Consider the following 6,592-nt stretch of genomic DNA (forward strand, 5'->3'; position numbering starts at 1 on the left):
CAGGGGAAAGGTGCCGATAGGCGGATAGGGGTTTAAGGCGCTCGCTATAATACGGTCGGCATTCTACTATAACAATAAATCCGTCATTGCGATGAGGCTTTTTCAGCCGAGGAAGCAATCTTACTACTACGGGTTATCTGCGATTAATACGGCAGTCACTCCGTTGTTTGTTTCTAATAATTTTCTGTCATCCTGAGGTACGAAGGATCTTTTACCGAAAGATTCTTCACTGCGTTCAGAATGACAATTGTAGGTTTTTAGCTTTGCTCGGTCTTGCCTCGGCTTACCGCCGCCGAGGGGCTCTTACTTTTGGCTTGATCCAAAAGTAACAAAAGATCAAGGCTTGCACCTTTTCTTGTAAAAACCTACGGAAATCTTTATTGCGGCAGCATCGAGGCTCTTACCCTTGCTTATCCCATCGCACCCGCTTGATCCTGCCTTGGGCTGTGGGGTAATGATGAGGAGTGCACAGATTTCCATGCTTTTTCCGGCGAAAATCTGCTAGGCCGGATAGCAGGGTGCAGATAGCAGGGCGCAGTAATTTGTTTTTAGTCCTTTCCCTTTCAGGGGAAAGGTGCCGATAGGCGGATAGGGGTTTAAGGCGCTCGCTATAATACGGTCGGCATTCTACTATAACAATAAATCCGTCATTGCGATGAGGCTTTTTCAGCCGAGGAAGCAATCTTACTACTACGGGTTATCTGCGATTAATACGGCAGTCACTCCGTTGTTTGCTTCTAATAATTTTCTGTCATCCTGAGGTACGAAGGATCTTTTACCGAAAGATTCTTCACTGCGTTCAGAATGACAATTGTAGGTTTTTAGCTTTGCTCGTTGCCTTGGTTCGCCGTCACCGAAGGCCCTTTCTTTTTGTAGAAATTCAGTCTAAACGTTTCATCAACATCATTAAGAATAAAAGCTAAAAACATTTAAGGCGGGGCAACTCGCCTTTTTTATTTCCATACATTTTCCTCAACTTAGCGGCATTAATAACCCCATGCCGCCAGAGAAAAGAACCCCAACAAACAAGCCCCCTGTTGCCAGAAAACCTGCCATTAGGAAACCTGTAGCGAGAAAACCCACAACAGGCAAAAAAAAGAAAGGTGGTATTTCGGTTCAACTTAAATTGGTTATTGCAGGTTTATTGTTGATTTTACTCTCTCCATTTTATTATGGTTATGTTTTAAGAAGTTTTGTGGCTACCTGGCGCTGGGTTAAAGATTGGGGGCAAGACCCAAATTACAGAACTTACGAAAGTTTTAACATCAAAATCCCCAAAAAATATACTGTTCATGGTATCGACGTTTCATACTATCAGGGCAAAATAAACTGGCAAAAAGTAAAGGAAATGAAAGAGGATGAGGTGAGTATCCGTTTTGCCTTTATCAAAGCCACAGAGGGGTTAATGCTGGTCGATCCTTATTTTCAACGAAATTGGCGTGAAGCCCCAAAAGCAGGAATTATTTGTGGAGCTTATCACTTTTTCAGACCGAAAAAGGATGGTAAAACGCAGGCTAAATTTTTCTTGCAGGTGGTGAATGTAGAGAAAGGTGATTTACCACCTGTTGTTGATATTGAATCGCTGGATGGCGTTTCTCCTTTGAAAATGAGGGCAGAACTCTCCGATTTTCTCAATTATGTAGAAATGAAAACCAAAGTTAGGCCGATTGTTTATACCGGGCTTAAATTTTATGAGGATTATTTAGTCGATCATTTTGATGATTATCCCTTGTGGATTGCCCATTATTATCAACCAAAACTAAGGATGGATAAAAGCCGTTGGAAATTTTGGCAGCACTCTGATAAAGCCAAAATTAACGGCATTGGTCATGTGGTTGATTTCAATGCTTTTAATGGAGATAGTTTAGCGTTAGATAGGTTATTAGTTCATTAGTAGTCATTGGTTCACTTGCCGTGGGTTAACTGGTTAATTGTTTAAATCGGTTAATCGACGCCAAACGCTCAACTCCAAACTCGTTAAACTAAACCGTCCAACTTTCACATTCCGCTAAGAAAAATTCATCAGCTTCAGCACCAATACCAATTTCTTCGGGCACATCAAGGAAATATCCATTATAAGTGAGGCCACCAACCACAGGATCGACCAAATGGCCCAGCAAGGCAGTATCTAAGTCAAAAAACTCCACATTAGGACTGGCCAATGCAAAATGTAAATTGGCGCTTAAAGCAATCCTGGTTTCGAGCATACTCCCAATCATGCATTTTACCCCGCGTTGTAAAGCTTCCTCATGGATTTTTTGCGCTTCTAAAATGCCTCCGGATTTCGAAAATTTAATGTTTAAATAAGTTGTAGACTGGCTATTGATCAGTTTACGTGCATCGTGATGGTTGTAACAGCTTTCATCGGCCATGAGCTTAATCGGAGAATTTACATTTAATTCAGGCAGTTTGTCATCATACCATGTCCGCATCGGTTGTTCGCAAAACTCAATATTGTATTTTTCCAATTCGCCTAAAGCAAATAAAGCATCATCGAAACTCCAGCCCTGATTGGCATCCAGGCGTAAAACCAAATCTTCGCCTACTGCTTCGCGGATATGTTTTACCCTTTCTATATCATCATGCACTTTTTTACCCAGCTTAATTTTTAGGATACGGCAACCCTGCCCTTTATATTTCAATGCTGTTGTAGCCATTCCTTCTGGTGTATCGATACCAATGGTCATATCGGTTTCTATGGTGCGTTTGGTTCCACCAAGAAATTTATACAGTGGTAATTTTGCATTTTTGGCTGCAATATCAAATAATGCCATATCGAAAGCACTTTTAATGGTATTGTTATGATCTGCATAACCTAATAAATCATTCATCCGCTCTGGAATTTCTAAGGGATCTTTCCCTTTTAAAATGGCGGCGAAGTCTTTAGCCATCGCAATGCAGGTTTCCTGCGTTTCACCTACAATCATCGGAAATGCTGAGCACTCTCCAATACCGTGAATGCCCGTATCGGTAAAAATTCTGATTAATACATTCTGGGCAAAATGCATGGTTCCGGTTGCAATAACAAAAGGTTCCATTGGTATGCTAAAGCGGTATATTTCGGTATGGGTAATTTTCATTTTTTTAGGGTTGATGATTAAGGTGTAAGGTTGAAGGTATAGGGTTTGCAAATCTGGATAATAGTCGATAATGAGTCCAACTCAATTCTAGACGTCCTGCGTCAAATTTTAGAATAAATAGCTCGTTTTTGCTCAATTCCATTCCGTTAGGTAGATTTCCAACTAAAGTATAAAAACAAAAACTAAATAGAAACAGGTTTGTAGATTATTAATAGATTTACGCCTCAAATTAAAATTCCTTTTTCCCGCTTACATTTTACATTAACTGCCATGTCTGATACTAATAATTTAATCCACGCCTCATCTCCATATTTGTTGCAGCATGCTCATAATCCCGTTAATTGGTACGAGTGGGGCGCAGAAGCATTGGAAAAGGCAAAAACGGAAAATAAACTCATATTGGTGAGCATTGGCTATTCTGCCTGTCATTGGTGCCATGTAATGGAACGCGAAAGTTTCGAGAATCATGAAGTTGCCGAGGTGATGAACCGTCATTTTATCTGTATTAAGGTAGACCGTGAGGAGCGCCCTGATATTGATCAGATTTATATGTATGCCATCCAACTCATGACAGGAAGCGGAGGCTGGCCTTTAAACTGTATCTGTTTGCCAGATCAGCGTCCAATTTATGGCGGAACCTATTTCAGGAAAAACGATTGGATCAATATTCTGGAAAATGTTGCCGCACTTTGGGCAAATGAACCCGATAAGGCTATCCAATATGCAGAGCGGTTAACCTCGGGCATTAAAGACAGCGAAAAAATAATCCCAGCGCCCGAAAAAGAAGAATATACAAACGAACACCTTACCGAAATCATTGAACCCTGGAAACGCCATTTCGATATCGGTTACGGGGGATATAACCGCGCTCCAAAATTTCCTTTACCCAATAATTGGGTGTTTTTATTGCGTTATGGCTTTTTAAAGGATGATGAATCTGTTTTTACAGCGGTTTGCCATACGCTCGAAGAAATGAGCAGAGGTGGTATTTATGATCAGATTGGCGGAGGTTTCGCCCGTTATTCGGTTGATGATAAATGGCATGTGCCACACTTCGAAAAAATGCTTTACGATAATGCTCAACTCATCAGTTTATACGCAGAGGCTTATCAGTGCACCAAGTTCTATTCGTTTAAACAAACAGTAGTTGAAACCATAAATTGGGTTTTTGAAGAGATGACTTCAGCAGATGGATTGTTTTATTCGGCATTAGATGCAGATAGCGAAGGGGTAGAAGGCAAGTTTTACATCTGGGATAAAGCAGAATTCGATCAGGTTTTGGGAGAAGATGCCAAATTAATCGGCGCTTACTACAACATTACCGAAGAAGGTAACTGGGAAGAAGAGCAAACCAATATTTTGCGCAAAACCATTAGCGATGACGATCTGCTTGCAAAATTTGATATTGATGCAGAACAGCTTTATAACAAAGTAAACTCAGCCAAAACAAAATTAATGGCTGTGCGTAGCAAAAGAATCAGACCAGGCCTGGATGATAAGTGTTTAACCGCCTGGAATGGTATGATGATTAAAGCCCTGGCCGATGCCGCAGAGGTATTAAATCATCAACCATATTACGAAAGCGCATCAGCTGCGGCCAGTTTTATCCTAAGCCACTTAAAATCAGAAAACGGTGGCTTATACCGTAATTATAAAAACGGAAAGGCTTCTATTACGGGCTTCTTAGATGATTATGCCTTTTTTATTGAAGCACTGATTGCCTTATACGAAGCTGATTTTGATGAAAAATGGTTAGAAGAGGCAAAATCATTGACTGATTATGTGATCGCTAATTTTACGGATACAGATTCGCCGATGTTTTTCTATACCTCTGCCGAAAGCGAAGATTTAATTGCCCGTAAACATGAAGTAATGGATAATGTGATTCCGGCTTCAAACTCTACCATGGCGCAGAATTTGCAGCAATTGGGTTTGCTTTTCGATATTGAACGATATACCGAAAAAGCGGCAGAAATGCTTGCTGCGGTTCAGCCGAAAATCAAAAGTTATGGTTCTGCCTACTCAAACTGGGCTATTCAACTGTTAAACGAAATTTACGGTGTAAACGAAATTGCCATTACCGGTTTAGAAACCGATAGTATTAAGTTAGCATTAAGCGGACATTATATTCCGAACAAAATTACATTGGGCGGAACAAAAAGTAACCTGCCGCTGTTAAAAGGTAAGCAAAGCAATGAAACAAAAGTTTATATTTGCCGAAATAAAGTATGCCAGTTGCCGGTTAACACTGTTGAGGACGCATTAGAGTATTTACAATAAAATCTCAATATCTCACAATCGAGCAGTTATTTCTTCATAGGAAACTTTAAAAATTTGCGGTATTAGTGTAGATAACTTCTTCTTAACTTTAAGTTTATACAATCAAGGGTTTTAAAAGTTATACCTATCCTTGTCATAGACTAAATGATAACGTGCAAAGTAAAAACAAACGTAAAAGAATTGACTATTCTGCCAAGGTTGGTGAAGTAGTTGTAGATGTTGAAGCATTTGTAAAAAACAAAAGTTCAGAAAATGCAAAGAAAATTTCAACTACTGCCGAGCACATTGAAATTGATATTTATTTTGATAAACATTATTTTGACAGGCAACAACATGGTGACCAAGAAGGTAGGCGTGATGGAATCGAAAGTGATACTGTAAAATCATTACTTGTTGAAGCAGGAAGACATTTGTTTTATTATTCTATAAAGAACAAAACGTTTTCTTTTGTTAATTTTGAAGTTGTACCAAGACCAGAGAGGATTGTTTTGACCAAAGAAGTTGATGGCGAACTCCCACTGAATGTTGTTGCTGAATACCATTACCTTGGACTAAATAAGTTTGAAGTTACTCTAAAAACTGCGATGAAAATTGGTGGTTTTAAATTGAGTGATGGGCAGTATCAACTAATACTTCATCCCGACGAAACCTCTACATTAATGCGTTTAGAAAAGGCTAAGTTGTTATTAGTCAGTGAGTGTACTCATTAAATTTAGATAAATTGTTATTAACATTTATTATGCTTTAAAAATATTTGCAAAACATTTTGCAAATATTTTTGTAATAATATACGTAAAAATATAAAGTAATATTTATATTTGTATCAGTATTTGAGACAGGATAACAATCTAGACAGCCTTGCAAAGGGCAGGATAAAATTCTGGTCAGTCTCACTAAACCCCCTTAACTGGGGGTTTTCTTTTTTACCACCCTATCCATTTTTTTTCTGTTGTCTAAAACTTTAAGTATTATCAAATCTATCAGATATGTTAATTATCGAAACTCTCTTTAAAACATATGATTTTCAATTTGCTACTGTAATTGGTATAATTTCATTTTTTGCTAATAACCTGAGTTCGATAATTATTTGCTGAAAATTATATCTTATTTACGCCTAATCCCGCTTTATCGTCCTGCTGAATTTATTTCAGCATCTTTTTAGCGTGAAAGACCCTGAAATAAATTCAGGGTGACGACCGTCTTAACAGAAAACTTGATTAAAACGCCACAAA

Annotated in this window: 4 protein-coding genes; 3 read left to right on the plus strand and 1 reads right to left on the minus strand. The window is 38.7% G+C overall.

The features are described 5' to 3' along the window. Positions 1-997: 997 nt before the first annotated feature. A complete protein-coding gene (locus AW17_RS22710) occupies positions 998-1,894 on the plus strand; it encodes a glycoside hydrolase family 25 protein (protein ID WP_029280486.1) in 897 nt (298 codons plus the stop codon). Between the two features lie 88 nt (positions 1,895-1,982). On the opposite strand, the gene AW17_RS22715 is transcribed toward AW17_RS22710, so the two are convergent. After that, on the minus strand, positions 1,983-3,080 hold the full coding sequence (locus AW17_RS22715) for a mandelate racemase/muconate lactonizing enzyme family protein (RefSeq protein ID WP_029280488.1): 1,098 nt from the start codon (positions 3,078-3,080) through the stop codon (positions 1,983-1,985). A 270-nt stretch (positions 3,081-3,350) separates the two neighbouring features. On the opposite strand from AW17_RS22715, the gene AW17_RS22720 reads away from it, so the two are divergent. Continuing rightward, a complete protein-coding gene (locus AW17_RS22720; RefSeq protein WP_029280490.1) occupies positions 3,351-5,360 on the plus strand; it encodes a thioredoxin domain-containing protein in 2,010 nt (669 codons plus the stop codon). 152 nt (positions 5,361-5,512) lie between these two features. Then, the gene (locus AW17_RS22725; protein ID WP_051692055.1) at positions 5,513-6,070 is read left to right on the plus strand and encodes a hypothetical protein; all 558 of its coding nucleotides are present in this window, start codon (positions 5,513-5,515) and stop codon (positions 6,068-6,070) included. The last annotated feature ends 522 nt before the right edge of the window (positions 6,071-6,592 follow it).

The sequence above is a fragment of the Pedobacter borealis DSM 19626 genome, from assembly GCF_000708285.2.
Taxonomy (GTDB): domain Bacteria; phylum Bacteroidota; class Bacteroidia; order Sphingobacteriales; family Sphingobacteriaceae; genus Pedobacter; species Pedobacter borealis.

Bases quoted from the DNA above. Each gene is read 5' to 3' on its own strand.
- AW17_RS22710 (WP_029280486.1), top strand. From the start codon at position 998: ATGCCGCCAGAGAAAAGAACCCCAACAAACAAGCCCCCTGTTGCCAGA.
- AW17_RS22715 (WP_029280488.1), bottom strand. From the start codon at position 3,080: ATGAAAATTACCCATACCGAAATATACCGCTTTAGCATACCAATGGAA.
- AW17_RS22720 (WP_029280490.1), top strand. From the start codon at position 3,351: ATGTCTGATACTAATAATTTAATCCACGCCTCATCTCCATATTTGTTG.